The sequence below is a fragment of the Anaplasma marginale str. Florida genome, assembly GCF_000215485.1.
GTDB classification, from domain to species: Bacteria; Pseudomonadota; Alphaproteobacteria; order Rickettsiales; family Anaplasmataceae; genus Anaplasma; species Anaplasma marginale.
In genome coordinates, this window is record NZ_AFMS01000154.1 from 1 (window position 1) to 589 (window position 589).

At 48.4% G+C, this 589-nt stretch carries 1 pseudogene; it reads left to right on the forward strand.

Going from position 1 to position 589, the window contains the following annotated elements:
- A pseudogene (locus GAC_RS05730) lies at positions 1–589 on the forward strand (hypothetical protein); the annotation flags it as partial.

Below are 589 nucleotides of genomic sequence, written 5' to 3' on the forward strand. Positions count from 1 at the left end.
AGAAGGTGGAGGGCCAGGAGAAGCTGTTACAAAATCTCAAGAGCAAGCTAGAAGAACTAGCAGCGATAAGGGAGCTGAAGGAAGGGCCAGAGCTGGTACAGATGCTCAAGGAGATAAGACTGGAGCTGGAAGAGCAGCTGGGGATGCTAGCTGAGATTAAGGAAGTTAAGGCACTGGCAGAGAAGCGGCAGGCTGGAGGACTGGAACTTCAGGAGGTATTACAGCTTACAACTAGAACTGTGGCATTGGAGAGGAAGCTGGTAGAAAAGGTAAGTAAGCTAGATAGGAAGAGCCTGGAAAGTCAGAAGAAGGTACTGGAGGAGCATAAGAAGGAGCTGGAGCAGGAAAAGCTTAAGCTAACTAAGGAGCTGGCTGAGAAGCGAAAAGCCAAAGGGCTCTTTGGAGCAGTACTAGACCTGGGACTGGTGGCGCTGGGTGTAGGAGAAACAAAGGACTGGGAGTTAGTGATACTGGAGAAAAAACTAGCCAAGATCAACGCACTCCTAGAGGGTGGAGATATAGCAAAACTGGGAAGACAGATAAATAGGATCAAGTGGCTAGAGGATCTAGCTGTTAGTAAGAAGCTTAA